We start from the raw sequence: 14,942 nt of genomic DNA on the forward strand, positions 1-14,942 counted from the left end.
TTCCGCCTTCAGATTGTCGGCTGTGGCAAAGGTTCCCCATTTGCCCGTCGGATCGGGCTCGTCGACGAGGAAGAAGCCGAACACGTTCGGATTGCCGATGAAGGGCGTGACCTTCTGAATGAAAGACGAGGTTGCGCCATTGGCTTCATCGAGCCAGACCAGACCTTTCGTGCCAGCCGGCAATGCGTTGAGTTCGTCCACGGATGAAACGTCGACAAGATTGAATCCGGCGGGTGCGACGTCCGTCGCTGATCCGCCCGATGCAAAATGGAGAGTAGCCATCCAATTTCCTTCGTCTGATTCGATAGCCCCATTCCTGCCTAGCTGAAAACGCATATTAGCGCACAATCAAATACAGCCACTCTTTGACAGAATCATTGATCGTCGACGGGAATCGCCACAACATAGGTGCTCTGTACGAGAGCGAACGAACGCGGACGCGTGTACTGGATCGCTCGCCAGTTCGAACCACGGCGCGCCGAGTTGCGGTTGGAAGCCGAGCTCGTTCATTGCGTCGTCGCCCATGTCGTGGCGAATACGATGAGGAAGACGGCTGCGATCTGACCCCAAAGGATTTCGTGCGCACATGCGCGTCGCTCTTCGATAGTGGAGGTCATGAAGTCACTAGTCGGAGTTGAGGTTTGCAGGTGTAGCCGCCATGCGAGTGTACATGGCGAGATCAACGAACAAAAACAGGGAAATGGGTCGCGCGAAGGGAACGGCCGCGCGTGCTCATAAGTGGCCGCTAACGATTGGATGCGACGCGCCGTTCATCAGATGGAACGGCACAGGGCCGGTGCGCCCCCCTACGGCTGGGTAGTGGAGGTATCTTCACCTTCTGCGGGCAGAGCAGGGCGAGCAGTGCCAAGAAATGCGCGGATTGCCTCGAGTCTCGATCGCCAAGCCCGCGCAATAAAGAAGAGCGCCCCACGCCATCAGGTTCAAAGCGCTGCCGGCTAACGAGATGAACCCTTTGACTCATGCACCACCGTAGAGGCATATGCCGTAGCCAGTAGGCCTACGATGCCCACCAATGCATAGAGCACTCCAAAAATCCTACTCGCCAACATCATGACAAACCCCATCCCCAGAGCGCTGACTCATATCAGCATGATACGTCGCCAGGTTCGTTGACGCCCTGACCAACAGTCAGGATGTGAAATAAACGTCGCCATCTAAGGGAAAATGGGGCAAAAAATGAGATTCGGCAACACTATTCTGTTCATTATTCCGGTCCGCGCGACGCATCTTATCCGGCAGGAGACAGTGCTGGCTAACTATCCATCAGCGCCAATACGGAGTCGCGCTCGGATCGCTGGGAAGATTTTCAGAGCGAGGGGCTGCTGCGCCTGGCAAGCGGCTCGGGCATCGGTCCGAGAATCTTTGAATATCGATCGTGATCTCAAGGACAACTCCGGTGGGGTCCCAATCTCGCACGACTCCGCCAAGCTCACTCGCGGCGGCGCGGATCAAGCGGCTCCCGAAACCTTCGTCTCCGCTTGCGACCGGAGGTGGTCCCCCTACCTCTCTCCACTGGACAGTCACCTTACCGTCCCTATTGGAGCAAGCGATCTCTATCGAACCGGCGGCCACGGAGAGGCTGCCATGTTTGGCAGCGTTGGTGGCGAGTTCGTGTAGCAGGAGAGAAAGCGGCGTGATCATCGCTGGAGGCACTGGCATATCGATGCCACTGACCGCGAAGCGGGGATGCCCGTCAGTTCCATTGCGGTATGGCGCGAGGATTGCGGCGATCAATGCATGTAGGTTCGTCGTGACCTGAACAGAGGGGCCAGTCGAGGGCAGCAACGTCAGCGCATGCGCCCGCGCGAGGGCGCCGAGCCGGTCAGAAACGGTGGAAGCCAGCACGGCCGGCGTTTCAGCGGCTGACGCGCTCAAATTGATGATGGTTCTTGTGATGGCAAAGAGATTCTTCACGCGGTGATCCATCTCGCGAAGCAGCAGCTCCCGCTGCTCTTGCGCGCGCAGCCGCTCGGAAATGTCACGGGCGATCTTGGAGGCACCGACAATTGCGCCAGACGCATCCGCGATTGGGGAAACGGTCAAAGAGATGGGAATGCTGCTGCCATCCTTGCGCAGGCGAACAGTCTCGAAATGCTCGACATGCTCTCCATTGCGAATGCGCGCCACAATCTCCCGCTCCTCATTCTGGCGATAGGGTGGTATCAGCAACATGAGCGGACGTCCGACAATTTCCTTGCGGCAGTAACCGTAGAGACGCTCGGCGCCGCTGTTCCAGTTCGTGACGATGCCTTCCATATCGGTCGCGATGATTGCATCATCCGAGGACTCGACGAGCGCGCTCAGTCGCGCTGCGGTCGTTTCCGCGCTGTCCCGTTCGATCGCAAACCCGAGCTGGCGGGCGATGGTCAATGCAAGTTCGCGTTCACGATCGGTGAAGCGGTGGGGTGCTGGATAGTAGACCATGAACTTGCCGATGAGCTCGCGGGAGCTGGCAAGCGGGATAAAGGCTAGCGCTTCAATTCCTTGGCCAAGGACCGTATCGATGAGTTGCTGAGATTCATCGCTGAAACGAATATCCTCGACAAAGATGGGCTGGGCGTTGCGCTCACCACTTGTCCACGGCGTGTGGCCGTTAACTGCATTGCGGTATTGTTCAGAGAGTGAGCGCCACGCCACAAAGCTCATGACGCCGTGGTTGTCAAATCTCAGGATCGAGGCGCGCGATGAACCGAGGGCGTCGCATATGGCGTCCAGCGCTGCATCGTAGATCTCGCCAAGGCCGTTGGCTCGATAAAGTCGGTCGGTGAGGCGAAAGAGGACGGCCTGCTCGCGGACAACATCGCCGTCGGCTGGCTCACGCTGGCCTCGCCCCATGGCCGCATCACTCATGGCTCGTGCTGCATGGCTCTATCCCGCGGACGGCTCTGTTGAAGTTCGACCAAGTCCTCGACCAACCCCACCTAACGTAGCACCGCGTCCACGGCTCATGTCCTTGGACTGCCGGTTACGACCCCGACTATGCCAGCCTTGCGCAGTTTCGCAATAGGGACTTCATGATGATTGGGACGGTCAGTCGTTATCGCTTGCTTGGGTCCCTGCGGACTAACTTCGACATCCCGACGAGATGGAGGACGCTGAGGCAAGGCGGCTCAAATTTTGGCGACAATACAGGAACAAATCGGATTGGACCCGGTCAAGAACAAACTCGTAGATCGACGCGACAAGCTGGCCGAATTGCTAAGGGCGCTGCTCGAATTCGCGGTTAGTCCTCAGCCCGCGATGTCCGCTGTGGGAGGCAATATTCGACGGAATGACCGACATGAGGCGGTGGGTTCAACCGGTCACTGCAACACCTTCTGTAGCCTATCGGCGGGCGTTTCGAAGTCCAGGGTTTTTCGGGGGCGCTGATTGAGCCGCAGGGCGACGCCGTCGAGTTGGGCCTGCGAGACCTGCGAGAAGTTAGTTCGCCGAGCTTGAGCTGAGCTGGGATTTTCGCGATCCCGCGCAGGATCCGGAGAATTGTTGCGATATCTGGCGGGTGCTGCGCGGCGGTTAAGGAACCTAGCATGTCCGAAGGTGTTTGGTTCGAAAGGAGAACCACGCCATGCAGCCAAAATCATCCCACGACATGTCAGGAACAGAACCACGCAAGGACAAGGCCAGGGAAACCCGAGAGGCTGCTGTCAAAACTCCCGACAAAACAAACGATTGGGATCGTGATCAGGTCCATGGTGAGGGCGAGACGATAGGCATCGAGTCCGAACCGGGGGAAAATCTAGGAACAGCTGAAGCGAATGCCGGCGTCGAAAAGGACGGCGAGGTTGTCGAGGAAGACGATGACAATGCTTACCAGAATAGCGACGAAGCATTGCCTGACGATGAAGAGGAAGCCGCCATTGCCCGCCATCCTACCCGCGAAGGCCGTTTCGACGAGACATAGGTCCGCCGTGCGTGGCAGCCCCAGCGCCGGTCGTTGACCCTTGCGGGTTGATCCCGGCACTTCTGTCTCTTGCCCGCTGCTCTCCCGAGTGGCGGGCTTTTGTTGGAAATGCTCGGACGCTCCCTCAACCGGGCAGACAAACAAAAGGCCCGTCACTGCACCTGCACTGGCGGGCTTTTCGCGTTTCAAGACCTTGATGCTTGGCGCCGGCCGCGATGCGAATGGCAGTTCGATCAATCCGAATCGTCTCTTGAGGAACGGCAAGAGCAGCTCAGCGTTGAATTTCGTATGGGGCATGGCCAGAGGTTGGAAGATGAGGCACGGCCATGTTTACGCGGGACGGGCACCGAACCTGAATGTGAAAGGTGGGCTCTGCGCCAGCAGTACACGTAGCGTGCAGTCGTTCCTCCAGGAGAACTTTTCGCGCAAGCTGGCGGTTGCCGAGATCGCCGCCTTATCCGGACTATCGACCTCGCATTTTATACGCGCCTTCTCCAAGACGTTCGGGGTTCCACCACACAGGTACGTTCTCGATCAACGGCTGGACTACGCCGAAAGTCTGCTTCTCGCCCGCGGCATGTCGATCGCAGAAGTCGCCCATTTGGCCGGATTTTCAAGCCAGAGCCATTTTACCACCGTGATGAAGAAATACCGGGGTGTGACACCATCGCAGGCGCGAGCGAGTGAGGTTGTCAAATGATGGTTGCCGCGTCACTCATTCATCCCCTCTTAGTGCCCACGTCGCCCTTTGCCCAGCACCACTCCAGACTTGCCCGCCGCCGAAATGTGGCGGGCATTTTTGTGCATCAGCGGAACCTGATATGCTTCAGCTGGTTGGAATCTCGCAGCAACCCCCTCCGCTGCGGCCAAGGGAATGAGCCCTTGGCCGGCCCCGCATCGCCCCGCCAAGGTGGTGCGGGTCGCGGCGTACCGCCTGTCTGAGGCAGAGTGGGGCGCGTCTCGATTACCGACGAGAGGGATGTGCGTTGAAAGTGACTATGGCAGGCGGGTATCTGGACCACCGGTTGGAGTGCCCCTATTGCGGCACCATTCGTCTTAGGATTCCGAAAGACGCCCGGCCCTTAACGCCGATCCGATGCGACGATTGCGGTCAGTATCTTGGTACATGGGACGAAATCCAGACAGATTTCGAGCGCCAAGGCGGCACCGATGGGATTTTTCGTCTCGAAAAGGGCCGCATTGAGAAGCTCGCCTAATTTGAATCTGACCCACCGCTCTCCTGGCTCGTGCTGGAGCGAAGCCTATCTCAGGCGTTCTGGGAACGGGATTATGTCCGCACCGCCTTCCGGTTCCAGTGGTTCATGGCGCGGCCTCTCGTGCCACATCACCTGACGGAAATCGCGCATGTCTACTTTCTGGCCACAAGTTGCGCAGCGGTAGAAACGGTCGTGGCCGTTCCCTTTGGCATCGCCGCGCGGCTTGCCGCGAATTGGAGGGCCAAGGTCGGATAGCTTTGTCATCGCGAATGAACTCCTGCACTAGAGACTGAAACTGTATTTGAAGACATGGCCACGCTGTTCGTCAGTAACGCGGATCCATATAGGCTCACTGGTATGCAAGGTGACTTCGCGTTCGGTTGCTTCCCGAGCGGCCTTCAAGGGTGTGGTGGCATTGACGACATGGGTGGCCGTGACGGCATCGCCGTCCATTTCCTCGACATGGTATTTTGGCACTCTCGCGCTCCTGAGCGTCCAATTCGATGCGGAACGTGGATTACCCTCGCTTTGTTGCATTCGGGCTGGGATTTCAGGTTTTGGAAACCTCAGCGTCCTCCATCTCGTCGGGATGTCGAAGTTAGTCCGCTGGGACCTCAATCTTATTTAACGGCGGTCTGCGTGCATGCATCTAAGTTTGTCGCGCCCTTGATGCCGACCCTGTTGACCAGCCCCCGGAAGGCGATGGCTGGATTCACGAAGTGAAGTTCGACGGTTATCGCTCGCAACTGATCATCGACGAAGACGGGACACGCATCTACACCCGCAAAGGCCATGACTGGACGGCCAAGTATCGCGACCTGATGCAAGAGGCGAAGTTCCTTGGAGCGGAACGCGCCATCGTTGACGGCGAGATCATCGTGCTCAACGAGGCCGGCCTGTCCGACTTCGGCGAGCTGCGCAAGGCTTTTCCCAAGCTTTTTTGTGCGCGATGAAATCGAGACAGGCCGCTTGGCGCTCTGGGGCACGCTCGTCGGCGAGCGGCTAGAGTTTTGGGCGCTTCATGCATCGTCCCGTCTTGCCAGCAGTAGGGTGCGAGCCTTCATCGACATGTTCACGCACACATTTGAGTGATTGTCATGGCCCCCTGACCGTTAACGAGCGGCCACTAACATGTTTCTCGCAGCCGGGCCGGTATCCACCGAACGGCGTCGCCGCGTTCCTTGAACGAACGGCAGCTCTTGGGGGTGCGGCTGAGCACTGCCAAATGACCTGAATTGTGCGCTAAGCCGACGTTCCACCGCACGATTCGAACTTTCCGCCGCCGAACACCGGCCCACCTACGATTATGAGATTCTAGTTTTTCGTTGATCGTAGCCAATACGGCCGACGCGTATGCACGGCGGCAAACGGCGGTATCTGGCGCACCTGAGAGGATTCGAACCTGTGACCTCTGCCTTCGGAGGGCCAGGCTCGATGCTAGCTATCGGCTTCACTAGTCGAGGTGTCGCTGCGACGGCGTCAAGCTCGGTTCACGGTCACGTTGGAAGGCAGCTAGGATTCACTTGGAACTCAGTCGCTGCGTAGGATTTTCGCCTCTAAAGCCGCTACTACGAAAGCTCGTCTGGCAACTGGTGGCCGAGCTTCACCACGCAGAACCTGAAGACATGCATCCATAGCCAGTTTTCGCTTATTCGTCTGATCAGGGAAACTGCGCAGCAGGAGCGTAGCCGCATCGTTCACATCGAGTATGACGCGCTCACGGTCATGTCGGCCAACTTGCACCACCACGGGCCGGACGAACCTGCTCGACATGCAATTATACTTTCAATCCCGCCTCGCTACGGTCTTTGCGTATCATGACGTTGGGTCAATTCATACATGGATTGAAAGCGGCCCGAAGAGGCCTTGCACATTCGTCTCACTTGGCCCCACGCGAGCTTCCATTAAGGACGAGCGTTCCCTCCTCGGGTGCCGCCCTGCGGGGGGCGTTGCCGCTGCGCTTCTAGCGGGGCGCGGACGTCAACAGAGGTAGAGGTGAGCGGGCTTGCGGTGGCGGGCGGAGGTCCGGGAGAGAGGCTCTCGGCGCCCGCCGCGGAGCTAAGCCATGACACAGATAGAAATTACCACGCCCACGCGCAGCGAACGTGGAGGTTACAAGGTCGATGTCAGTCGCGGCCAGCGTATCGGCCGGGTATCGTCGGAGTGGTTCAACCGCCCGGCGGATGAGCGATACCTGTCTCTCACCGATCTCCACAATTCGGTGAAGCGGCGGTCTGAACGCAGCAAGACGCGCATCGTCGAAAGTGAGCTAATCCGCGTCGAGGCCAGCCGCGACGACCCGGAGCGCTTGAGGCTAGTGCTGCCTGATGCGCCTGCCCCCGTGGCACCCACACATTGGAGTTTTGGCCAACTCGCCGGTCTGGTCGGCGCGCCGGCCACCTACCTGCGTCAGCTTCCGGCTCCGCTCGCGGCGATCAATCTCCAGCACGGTCTCCTTAGCCATCGCGCCGAGCAGGTGAAGACGCTGGAAATCGAGAACGGACGCCTCGAGCTGCGAGCGGTAACAGGCCCCGACTACGGTAGAATATTTGACTCAGAACTGATCGAGGCCGTGCAGAAGATCGCCGGCAACGGCACCGGCGACACCCGCTGGAAGGTGCCAGGTGTGCTCGACTGGTCGACGGGGATCTACAATCCGAACGTCGACATCTCCAGCGGCACCACGACGCTCTACGCGTCTGATCGCGATGTCTTTTTGTTCCTCGTCGATGATTTGAACCCGATCGAGGCCGGGCGGCTGCCGAATGGGGAACCGGATCTCTATTTTCGCGGTTTCTACTGCTGGAATTCCGAAGTTGGAGCCCGCACCCTCGGGATCGCCAGCTTCTATCTGCGCGCCGTGTGTCAGAACCGCAATCTGTGGGGCGTTGAAGATTTCGAGGAAATCACCATCCGCCATTCAAAGTATGCCGCCTCGCGGTTCGCCCTGGAAGCCGAGCCGGCGCTGATCCAGTTCGCCGATTCCTCGCCCATGCCGTTCGTCAACGGCATTAAAGCAGCGCGGCAACGGATCGTCGCTCGGGATGACGAAGATCGCCAGAGCTTCCTGCGCAAGCGAGGCTTTTCAAAGTCCGAGACCACAAAGATCATCGATACTGTGCTGCTCGAGGAAGGCCGGCCGCCAGCATCGATTTTCGATTTCGTACAGGGCATCACGCGGATCGCGCGCGACAAGGCGCATCAGGATGTTCGCCTGGACATGGAAGGCAAGGCCAAGAAGCTTCTCGACTTCGCCGCCTGATCCTTCCGATGCCGGCGTGGAAGGACCCCCGGTCGCTGGCCTTATGTCTGTGATCTCCGCCAAGCCAGCGCCGTCCTCAAACGCACGAGGACGGCGCTTTTTCTTTTTCAGTAACGAGTCACAGCCGGACCAATGGCTTTCGCCCGCCCTGTCGTCACAAACTAATGGAGCTTCACCGTCGACCGGCAGGCACTGATCCATATGCCGATGGACCACGCCAACGTTTTGGAGGCCCTCGGCGGCTCGGTCGCCTTGAAATCCGCGAGCCGAACCAGAGCAGCGCTCCTTATCCCACCCATCAATCGTTGCGGCAGGCGGATCGCGCTGGCGTGAGGCCTGGAGGCAGAGGGGGGAGGGGAGGATTCCTGACGGGCTTGGAGGTTCGGGGAGAGGCCCCGGGCCGCCCGTCACGGAGAACTGACCATGGCAAAGAACGCCATTCAGAAGATCGCGATGAACGCCGCGGAGAACATCCCTTATGACAACCTGGTGCTGTCACAGAAGAATGTCCGGCGCATCAAGGACGGCTTGTCGATTGAGCAGCTCGCCGAAGACATCGGACGGCGAAAGCTGATCCAGAGCTTGAACGTCCGTCCCGTACTCGACGGCGAGGGCGAGGAGACCGGCACGTTCGAGGTGCCCGCCGGCGGCCGGCGTTATCTCGCACTCGGCATACTCATCAAGCAGAAGCGCCTGGCGAAGAATGAGCCGATCCCCTGTGTCGTAAACCGCAGGCAGGAAACCTCGGCCGAAGAAGACTCGCTTGCCGAAAACCTGCGCCGCGCCGACCTGCATCCGCTCGACCAGTTCCGGGCCTTCCAGGCGCTCAGCGATCAGGGCCTCGATCCCGACGAGATCGGCGCCCGCTTCTTCGTGTCGCCGGCGACGGTGAAGCAGCGCCTGCGGCTGGCATCGGTGTCGCCAAAACTGCTCAGTCTTTACGAAAACGACGAAATCCGGCTCGAACAGATCATGGCGTTCTCGATCTCGGACGACCACGCGCGCCAGGAGCAGGTCTGGGAACGGATCTCCGGCTCGCACACGCAGGAGCCCTACTACATCAGGCGCCTGCTGACTGAAACCACGGTTCGCGCCGATGACCGCCGGGCGGTTTATGTCGGCGCGGAAGCCTATGAGGCCGCCGGCGGCGTCATCCTTCGCGACCTGTTCGAGCAGGATTCCGGCGGCTGGTTCCAGGATGCAGCACTTCTCGAGCAGCTTGTCTTCGACAGGCTGAAGGCCGACGCCGAGACGATCCGTGCCGAAGGCTGGAAATGGGTCGAGGCGGCGATCAGTTTCCCCTATGGCCACACCTCCGGCATGCGACGCATCTTTGCCGAGGCCCAGGAGCTCAGCGCCGAGGAGATCGAACGCTACGACGCGCTGAAGGCCGAATACGACAAGCTCGATGCGGACTATGCCGCGGCCAAGGACGCCGACGAAGCAATCGAGGCGAAGCTCGATCAGCTGGGCGCCGCGCTCGATGCGATCGACGATCGTCCTCAAAGCTACGACCCAGCTCAGAAGGCCATTGCCGGTGTCTTCGTGACGCTCGCCGCGAACGGCGAGCTCCATGTCGAGGCCGGTTTCGTGCGGTCCGAGGACGAGCCTTGCTCCGAGACTGGCGACGTCGATGGAGGCAACGAAGGGGATGCCGAGGGCGAAGCCCGGTCTAATGGTGTTGTCGTCAACGGCAAGCCGGTGAATGACAGCACTGGCGACGACGGCGAGGAGGATGGCATCAAGCCGCTGCCCGATCGGCTCGTCTTCGACCTGACCGCGCAGCGCACTCTGGCGCTGCGCAACGCGCTCGCCGGTGACGTCGACATCGCGTTCATCGCGGCACTCCACGCCGTTGTGCTGCAGGTATTCTATCGCTTCGCGCCGGACACCTGCCTCGAAATCAGCCTGAAGAGCGGCAGCTTCAGCCAGGTCGACGGTCTTGCCGAGACGTCCTGGGCCAAGGAGATCGCCGAGCGGCACGAAGCCTGGGACCGCGATCTTCCCGATGAGGCGGATGGCCTGTGGGACTTCCTTCTCGGCCTCGACGAGGCAAGCCGCAAGGCGCTGTTCGCGCACTGCGTCTCGTTGACCCTCAATGCGGTGGTCGAACCATGGAACAGAAGGGCGAAGGCGCTCGCGCATGCAGACGTGCTGGCCAACTCGCTCAAGTTCGACATGGTCGACGCCGGCTGGACGCCCAGGGTCGAGTTCCTCGGTCGCCTCGCCAAGGCCCGGATCCTGCAGGCTGTCCGGGAAGCCCGTGGCGCGGACTCCGCGCAGCTGATCGATCACATGAAAAAGGACATCATGGCGCGTGAAGCCGCCCGTCTTCTCGAAGGATCGAACTGGCTGCCCGAGCCGCTCCGCCTCGACGTCGACGAGGTGGCTGCCGATGCTGGCGAAGCCGTCGCCGGCGAGGTGCCGGACGAGGCGGCGCTCGAAGGCGATGCCACCGAGCTGCCGGCCTTTCTCGCCGACGATGCAGATCCGTCCTCTGATGAGCCGGTGACTATCGACGGCGACGAGACGGACCAGCTCCAGGCCGCCGAATAGGCCCTCCCGCTTCGTACCGGGCCCGGCACATCAGCCGGGCCCATTTCTGTTTTCCAAGATGGAGAAATTCGCATGCCCGCACATATCGTCTACCAATCCGCCCCTTTGGGGAGCGTCATCCGCTACTCGGACGGCGCGGCGAAACCGCCGTCGCGCTTCACAAAAAAGCTCGCGGCCTGGGAAAGCCGCAATGGCGTCGGTCGTCTGGTCAGGAAGGAACCGCCGCGAACGCGCACGACCTATACCTCGCCGGCCAGCTTCACCCATGAGGGCGATTTCGGGCAGGGTGGCATCATCGTCGTCTCGGTCAGACGCACCTGGTCCGTCGAGAGCGACCTGCGTTTCGAGATCGTCGATCGTCCCACGATCGGCATGGTCCGCGTGCCGCAGGCACTCGGGGACAGCCCGGAACTCCTGCATGTCGCCAAGAACCGCGAGGCGCCGAGCGCGGCTTGCCGGCAACTCATATGGCCGCGCCTATCTCGAGGAGGTCTCCGCCGACGAGGTCGGCGCCGCCGTCATCGAGGGGCGCACGGCCGCCTGATCGTTTCACCGCATAAAAAACCGATGACGGGCCCGGGGTCGCGAGCGATCGCCGGGCCTTTTTCGCTTCATGGAGATCGACATGTTCGACTGGAACAGAAGCTGCTCCTATGACGAGCAGCATAAGAGACGTTTTCACATGACGGCCCGCTCACGACTGAAGAAGCTCGTTGTCGAGCTTGCGCTGCCCCCGGGCAGCTATGATCTGCGCTCAAACAAGGCGGGCATAGCCGTCTCCGGTGAAATTACCTTGCACCATGACCGTGCCTACATCCAGGTCGGCCAGTTCGGGCTTTGCTCCGGACACGGCATCCTGATCCGCACCTGCAGGGGCCGCAAGGACTATACCGCCGGAGCCAACCACTTCGTCGCGCTCGCCATGCTCGATGACATTCCGGCGCTCGCCGCCGCCGTCCGCGCCGTCACTGGTATCAGCCGGAATGCTTCCCGTTCCTCCGAACAACGCGCCGCTTAAACCCCGCAACCCTATGATCGCCGCTGCTCATGACGCCACCGGGTCGGCGAGGCGACAGCCACCATCACCACCACGCGATTGCGACGACGCGGTTCGTGCCGCGTGTGATCGACCTGCGTTCAGGAGAACCCCCATGACCGCACATCCACCCTTCAGGAAAGTGCTCGGCGGCGTTGCCACGCGCGAGCGGATGTTCCAGTTGTTCAACCATCACAACGACAACCCCGACCTCGATCCTTCTTCCGGCACGCCCTACTCAGGGGAGTGGTTCGAGATCGAGGCGGCCCTATATCACTTCATGCTTGGACTCCTGCCGCCGCTCTTCCAGAGGACCGGCATGTTCGGCATGTCGGAGTTTAAGGCCGGCAACGTCACCAGCGTTTTTCTCGCGATCAGGATCCGCGGCCGCGAACGCTGGTATCACGGCTTTTGCGACCTCACGGATCGGCAATCTCCAGACAAGATGCGTGCCGCCATCATCGCCCACGAGACGGGCGCGACGGACAGCATGACCCGAGAGGAAAAGCTCGAGGCGGTCTGGAACGCGACCCATCCTGACTTCAAGGGAATTGCCGGTGAAATCAATCCCGACGCATGGCCCGTCGAGCACCACGGCAAACGCGCAGTACTCCTCGACGGCGGTCGTGGCGGCACGATCCTGAAACTGCTCGAGGACCTGTCGGGCGACGAAATCGACAGCCGCATTTCGGCGATCCGCGCAGGACGCGCCAGAAAGGGTCGGGGCAACGATGGGGACCCTTCGTAAGCAGCCGGCGGAAGAGCGCACCTATGAGGCGCACTCGACCACGCCGCTGGCTTGGTGTCCCGGGTCGCCGCCGATAAGCCTCCGAGGCGCAGACGCCGTAGAACAAGGCCGGCGGTGAAATGCTGCCTGGTTTGGTCAGACGCCGCGAGACGGGCGACGCGCAGCGCATCGGCGAGGCTCAGCTTCGCGTGGGCGGGTTGATGTGAACCCATAAAAAAGCGGTGGCCGCCAACGCGCGCTCCCCTGAGCTAGGCTCAGGACCTCCAAATTGCTTGCGAAGGTGGCAGTCGGTTGTTTTACCGAAGACGTTTTAGGTGAAGAATTAGTCTCAAGACATGTTGAAGACGACCCAGGCAAGCAATGCGGATTGAACTACCCCAAGAAAAAGAGGACCCCACGTCGTGCGGGCGTTCCGTAATTGCGTCCCGACATAGCCGTCCAACAATTGGAGCAGCGCGGACAGCGCACTGAGCCAAAGCATCACAAAAGGAGCCCATACCGCAGCAGCGATGGTGACGATGGCGATCGGTATGGTGCGGGCGAAGGTATAAAGGGCAAAGATCCGGCTGGATTCCGTTTGTGGCCCGGGGGCAACCAAGGTTGGCCTCACTAGGCCGGCGATAGCAAAGAAGGCGGCGCCGAGGACGTTGATGATGGTGATCGTATATAGGGCGGTTAGCATGTGCTCTCCTGGAACCGAAATCATCGCCTTCGCTGCGCTGCGTGTTTCAACTCCGGCCATTGTGTCGAAGACCACTTCATAAATCCAATTGATTATTGTAATAAAGCTATATGCACGAAATCGATCTACGCCGCGTCGACCTCAACCTGCTGGTAGTATTTGAGACCCTCATGCGGCAACGGCACGTCGGCCGCTCGGGCGAGACTCTCGGCTTGACCCAGCCAGCGGTGAGCCATGCCCTGTCCCGGCTGCGCCACCTGTTGGGCGACCCGCTTTTCGTGAGGCATGCCGAGGGGATCAGGCCAACGCCGCGGGCGGAAGCTCTGGATGCGCCGATCGGTCATGCACTGGCGGCTGTGCGCACCGCGCTGGCCGATGCCAGCACCCTCGCCTTTGATCCCGCCCGGGCGGTTCGCTCGGTGTCGATCGGGGCCTCGGACTATGCGGATTTGGTGCTGATGCCGGCCTTGATGGCCGAGGTGCGCGCCTCCGCGCCCGGACTCGATATTCGTCGGCGGTCGACCAGCCGGGAGGCCCTGCTTGGCGATCTGAGGCGCCGCGACATTGATCTGGTGATCGGTCCGCTCGCTGCGGCGCCGAATGGCTTGGTCCTGACGCCCCTCTTCACCGAGCATCTGGTGCTGGTGGCCCGAAAAGGCCACCCGGCCCTAGCCGCCGAGATGTCACTGAAGACGCTCGCAGGGCTCGACCATCTGCTGGTCTCGCTAGGCGGCGATGCAACTGGCAGTCTTGACGAGCGCCTTGGCGAGGCCGGCCTTTCCCGGCGCGTCGTCATGACCGTTCCGAATTTTCTGGCGGCGCCCTTTATCGTGGGGGCGACAGACCTCGTCGCCCTGCTGGCCGAGCGCGTGGCGCGGCGGCTCGCCGACGCCGCAGCCATCGCCATTCATCCGCAGCCGGCCCCGGTCCCAATATGGTCCATCGGCCTTGCGCGTCTGGCCGGTGCCGCGCCCGATCCGGCCATAGATTGGATCGCCGCAAAGGCGGCAAAGGTTGCCGCAACAATCTAGATTGACGGCGTAGGTTTTGATTACTTCAGGAGGCCGGAATTGCGAAGCTTTGCTAGCAGGATCAGTGCAGTCCCATGATACTCCGCTTGCACATGCTCACGTAAGGGGGACGACTCCCAGGTAGTTAAGGTCGCAACCAAAGCTGATGCATCGCCGTTCACCGACGCGCATCTTAGATGGCCGCTCTTCTCGAGCACGATTACCGCCGCATCCGCCTTTCCATACCCTATTGCGGCCATACGTTGAATGTAGGCGTCACCATCTACGCGGACATCGAACAAGACAGATCCCGCGGTTTTCTCCGCAGCGTCTATCACCCTGTCGGAAAACGGCCGCTGGATGCCGCCAGTGTTGGCGATCGATTGCTCGAATAGAACCATTTCGACGTGCCCAGCCACCATCCAACGACAGTGCGCCGTCGGCCGCGATTAGCAATAGCTAATGCGGAACGTATACAATAATTACGAATTAGGGGGCATCGATTTGGC

14 protein-coding genes and 2 pseudogenes are annotated in these 14,942 nt (G+C 60.6%); 9 read left to right on the forward strand and 7 right to left on the reverse strand.

Translation table 11 applies throughout. The features are described 5' to 3' along the window. The 3 genes and pseudogenes from ACWGS8_RS33715 to ACWGS8_RS33725 form a co-directional block, all read right to left on the reverse strand. Positions 1-282 (reverse strand): annotated as a pseudogene (locus tag ACWGS8_RS33715) (calcium-binding protein); the annotation flags it as partial. Positions 283-1,284: 1,002 nt separating this feature from the next. Further along, a complete protein-coding gene (locus ACWGS8_RS33720) occupies positions 1,285-2,871 on the reverse strand; it encodes a PAS domain S-box protein (protein WP_454584972.1) in 1,587 nt (528 codons plus the stop codon). A gap of 444 nt (positions 2,872-3,315) precedes the next feature. Next, positions 3,316-3,443 (reverse strand): annotated as a pseudogene (locus tag ACWGS8_RS33725) (IS30 family transposase); the annotation flags it as partial. A gap of 143 nt (positions 3,444-3,586) precedes the next feature. On the opposite strand from ACWGS8_RS33725, the gene ACWGS8_RS33730 reads away from it, so the two are divergent. Together ACWGS8_RS33730 and ACWGS8_RS33735 are read left to right on the forward strand one after the other, a co-directional pair. Next, complete coding sequence (locus ACWGS8_RS33730; RefSeq protein ID WP_454584973.1) at positions 3,587-3,922, forward strand: hypothetical protein; 336 nt, start codon at positions 3,587-3,589, stop codon at positions 3,920-3,922. A 196-nt stretch (positions 3,923-4,118) separates the two neighbouring features. Continuing rightward, on the forward strand, positions 4,119-4,622 hold the full coding sequence (locus ACWGS8_RS33735) for a helix-turn-helix transcriptional regulator (protein WP_454584974.1): 504 nt from the start codon (positions 4,119-4,121) through the stop codon (positions 4,620-4,622). Between the two features lie 799 nt (positions 4,623-5,421). Here ACWGS8_RS33735 and ACWGS8_RS33740 read toward each other — a convergent pair. After that, the gene (locus ACWGS8_RS33740) at positions 5,422-5,616 is read right to left on the reverse strand and encodes a hypothetical protein (RefSeq protein WP_454584975.1); all 195 of its coding nucleotides are present in this window, start codon (positions 5,614-5,616) and stop codon (positions 5,422-5,424) included. 242 nt (positions 5,617-5,858) lie between these two features. Here ACWGS8_RS33740 and ACWGS8_RS33745 point away from each other — a divergent pair, with 242 nt between their 5' ends. Beyond that, entirely contained in the window at positions 5,859-6,092 is a 234-nt protein-coding gene (locus ACWGS8_RS33745; RefSeq protein WP_454584976.1) for an ATP-dependent DNA ligase, read from the forward strand. A gap of 577 nt (positions 6,093-6,669) precedes the next feature. Here the strand turns inward: ACWGS8_RS33745 and ACWGS8_RS33750 are convergent. Next, positions 6,670-6,912 (reverse strand): DUF982 domain-containing protein, encoded by a 243-nt coding sequence (locus tag ACWGS8_RS33750; protein ID WP_454584977.1) that lies wholly within the window; start codon positions 6,910-6,912, stop codon positions 6,670-6,672. Positions 6,913-7,204: 292 nt separating this feature from the next. On the opposite strand from ACWGS8_RS33750, the gene ACWGS8_RS33755 reads away from it, so the two are divergent. The 5 genes from ACWGS8_RS33755 to ACWGS8_RS33775 all read left to right on the forward strand — a co-directional run bounded on the left by ACWGS8_RS33755 (position 7,205) and on the right by ACWGS8_RS33775 (position 12,741). Then, positions 7,205-8,401, forward strand: a complete 1,197-nt coding sequence (locus ACWGS8_RS33755; RefSeq protein WP_454584978.1) for a DUF932 domain-containing protein — start codon at positions 7,205-7,207, stop codon at positions 8,399-8,401. Between the two features lie 423 nt (positions 8,402-8,824). Further along, the gene (locus ACWGS8_RS33760) at positions 8,825-10,957 is read left to right on the forward strand and encodes a ParB/RepB/Spo0J family partition protein (protein WP_454584979.1); all 2,133 of its coding nucleotides are present in this window, start codon (positions 8,825-8,827) and stop codon (positions 10,955-10,957) included. A 72-nt stretch (positions 10,958-11,029) separates the two neighbouring features. Next, on the forward strand, positions 11,030-11,614 hold the full coding sequence (locus ACWGS8_RS33765) for a hypothetical protein (protein WP_454584980.1): 585 nt from the start codon (positions 11,030-11,032) through the stop codon (positions 11,612-11,614). Further along, the gene (locus ACWGS8_RS33770; RefSeq protein ID WP_454584981.1) at positions 11,583-11,975 is read left to right on the forward strand and encodes a hypothetical protein; all 393 of its coding nucleotides are present in this window, start codon (positions 11,583-11,585) and stop codon (positions 11,973-11,975) included. Before ACWGS8_RS33765 ends, ACWGS8_RS33770 begins: the two co-directional genes overlap by 32 nt. 133 nt (positions 11,976-12,108) lie before the next feature. Next, the gene (locus tag ACWGS8_RS33775) at positions 12,109-12,741 is read left to right on the forward strand and encodes a DUF1419 domain-containing protein (protein ID WP_454584982.1); all 633 of its coding nucleotides are present in this window, start codon (positions 12,109-12,111) and stop codon (positions 12,739-12,741) included. A gap of 328 nt (positions 12,742-13,069) precedes the next feature. Here ACWGS8_RS33775 and ACWGS8_RS33780 read toward each other — a convergent pair whose 3' ends face one another. Beyond that, positions 13,070-13,498 carry a hypothetical protein gene (locus ACWGS8_RS33780; RefSeq protein ID WP_454584983.1) on the reverse strand — a complete coding sequence of 143 codons (429 nt, stop codon included), beginning with the start codon at positions 13,496-13,498 and terminating at the stop codon, positions 13,070-13,072. 35 nt (positions 13,499-13,533) lie between these two features. On the opposite strand from ACWGS8_RS33780, the gene ACWGS8_RS33785 reads away from it, so the two are divergent. Continuing rightward, the gene (locus tag ACWGS8_RS33785) at positions 13,534-14,454 is read left to right on the forward strand and encodes a LysR family transcriptional regulator (RefSeq protein WP_454584984.1); all 921 of its coding nucleotides are present in this window, start codon (positions 13,534-13,536) and stop codon (positions 14,452-14,454) included. A 20-nt stretch (positions 14,455-14,474) separates the two neighbouring features. Here the strand turns inward: ACWGS8_RS33785 and ACWGS8_RS33790 are convergent, their stop codons facing one another. Continuing rightward, positions 14,475-14,855, reverse strand: a complete 381-nt coding sequence (locus ACWGS8_RS33790) for a hypothetical protein (RefSeq protein ID WP_454584985.1) — start codon at positions 14,853-14,855, stop codon at positions 14,475-14,477. Positions 14,856-14,942: the final 87 nt, after the last annotated feature.

This window comes from Mesorhizobium sp. 43Arga, from assembly GCF_053714255.1.

What these genes read in the sequence shown, in the direction of transcription:
- ACWGS8_RS33720 (WP_454584972.1), bottom strand. Translation starts at nt 2,871, where the DNA reads ATGAGTGATGCGGCCATGGGGCGAGGCCAGCGTGAGCCAGCCGACGGC.
- ACWGS8_RS33730 (WP_454584973.1), top strand. Translation starts at nt 3,587, where the DNA reads ATGCAGCCAAAATCATCCCACGACATGTCAGGAACAGAACCACGCAAG.
- ACWGS8_RS33735 (WP_454584974.1), top strand. Translation starts at nt 4,119, where the DNA reads ATGCTTGGCGCCGGCCGCGATGCGAATGGCAGTTCGATCAATCCGAAT.
- ACWGS8_RS33750 (WP_454584977.1), bottom strand. Translation starts at nt 6,912, where the DNA reads ATGTCGAGCAGGTTCGTCCGGCCCGTGGTGGTGCAAGTTGGCCGACAT.
- ACWGS8_RS33755 (WP_454584978.1), top strand. Translation starts at nt 7,205, where the DNA reads ATGACACAGATAGAAATTACCACGCCCACGCGCAGCGAACGTGGAGGT.
- ACWGS8_RS33760 (WP_454584979.1), top strand. Translation starts at nt 8,825, where the DNA reads ATGGCAAAGAACGCCATTCAGAAGATCGCGATGAACGCCGCGGAGAAC.
- ACWGS8_RS33765 (WP_454584980.1), top strand. Translation starts at nt 11,030, where the DNA reads ATGCCCGCACATATCGTCTACCAATCCGCCCCTTTGGGGAGCGTCATC.
- ACWGS8_RS33770 (WP_454584981.1), top strand. Translation starts at nt 11,583, where the DNA reads ATGTTCGACTGGAACAGAAGCTGCTCCTATGACGAGCAGCATAAGAGA.
- ACWGS8_RS33775 (WP_454584982.1), top strand. Translation starts at nt 12,109, where the DNA reads ATGACCGCACATCCACCCTTCAGGAAAGTGCTCGGCGGCGTTGCCACG.
- ACWGS8_RS33785 (WP_454584984.1), top strand. Translation starts at nt 13,534, where the DNA reads ATGCACGAAATCGATCTACGCCGCGTCGACCTCAACCTGCTGGTAGTA.
- ACWGS8_RS33790 (WP_454584985.1), bottom strand. Translation starts at nt 14,855, where the DNA reads ATGGTGGCTGGGCACGTCGAAATGGTTCTATTCGAGCAATCGATCGCC.